Origin of the sequence: Streptomyces sp. NPDC056948, assembly GCF_042674225.1 — a bacterium.
Lineage (GTDB): Bacteria > Actinomycetota > Actinomycetes > Streptomycetales > Streptomycetaceae > Streptomyces > Streptomyces purpurascens.
Map to the genome: position 1 here is coordinate 1 of NZ_JBHUQX010000808.1, position 1,425 is coordinate 1,425.

Annotated in this window: 2 protein-coding genes; both read left to right on the forward strand. The window is 64.4% G+C overall.

Annotation, left to right across the window (positions count from 1 at the left end; genetic code table 11):
- Positions 1–1,098: cbb3-type cytochrome c oxidase subunit I (locus ACFTZL_RS44895; protein WP_382596417.1), on the forward strand; the 1,098-nt coding region annotated here is incomplete at its 5' end.
- Positions 1,095–1,425 (forward strand): cytochrome c oxidase subunit 4 (locus ACFTZL_RS44900; protein WP_382596420.1); only part of this gene is annotated, 331 nt, incomplete at its 3' end. The genes ACFTZL_RS44895 and ACFTZL_RS44900, both read left to right, overlap by 4 nt.

A 1,425-nucleotide genomic window follows, 5' to 3' on the forward strand; every position in this document is an offset into this window, starting at 1 on the left:
GTGTGGAACGTGCTGCTGACCGGTGTGCTGGTCCTGCTGGCCTTCCCGGTCCTCGCGGCCGCGCTGTTCGCCCTGGAGGCGGACCGCAAGTTCGGCGCCCACGTCTTCGACTCCGCCAACGGCGGGGCGTTGCTGTGGCAACACCTCTTCTGGTTCTTCGGGCATCCAGAGGTGTACATCATCGCGTTGCCGTTCTTCGGCATCATCTCCGAGGTCATTCCGGTCTTCTCCCGTAAGCCGATGTTCGGTTACACGGGTCTGATCGGCGCGACCATCGCGATCGCGGGTCTGTCCGTGACGGTGTGGGCGCACCACATGTACGTCACCGGCGGTGTGCTGCTGCCGTTCTTCTCCTTCATGACGTTCCTCATCGCCGTACCGACCGGCGTGAAGTTCTTCAACTGGATCGGCACCATGTGGAAGGGATCGTTGTCCTTCGAGACACCGATGCTCTGGGCGACCGGCTTCCTGATCACCTTCACCTTCGGTGGTCTGACCGGTGTCATCCTGGCCTCGCCGCCGATGGACTTCCACGTCTCCGACTCGTACTTCGTGGTGGCGCACTTCCACTACGTCGTCTTCGGCACCGTGGTCTTCGCGATGTTCTCCGGCTTCCACTTCTGGTGGCCGAAGTGGACCGGCAAGATGCTGGACGAGCGCCTCGGCAAGATCACCTTCTGGACGCTGTTCATCGGCTTCCATGGCACGTTCCTGGTCCAGCACTGGCTGGGTGCCGAGGGCATGCCGCGTCGTTACGCGGACTACCTCGCGGCCGACGGCTTCACCGCGCTGAACACGATCTCGACGATCAGCTCGTTCCTGCTCGGCATGTCGATCCTGCCGTTCTTCTACAACGTGTGGAAGACGGCCAAGTACGGCAAGCCGGTCGAGGTCGACGACCCGTGGGGCTACGGCCGCTCCCTGGAGTGGGCCACCTCCTGCCCGCCGCCGCGCCACAACTTCATCACCATGCCGCGGATCCGCAGTGAATCCCCGGCGTTCGACCTGCACCACCCGGAGATCGCCGCTCTCGACCAGCTCGAGAACGCGGGCCACGGAGACAAGGCCCTCGCTGGCGGCAAGGAGGCCGGCAAGTGAAGATCCAGGGCAAGATGTTCATGTGGCTGAGCTTCTTCGTCCTCGTCATGGCGGTCGTCTATGGCGTGTGGTCGAAGGAGCCGGCCGGTACCACGGCCCTCTTCCTGACCTTCGGCCTGTGCATCATGATCGGCTTCTACCTCGGCTTCACGGCCAAGCGGGTCGACGTGGGCGCTCAGGACAACAAGGAGGCGGACGTCGCGGACGACGCCGGCGAGGTCGGGTTCTTCAGCCCGCACAGCTGGCAGCCGCTCTCCCTGGCCATCGGCGGCGCCCTGGCCTTCCTGTCGGTCGCCATCGGCTGGTGGCTGCTGTACTTCTCGCTGC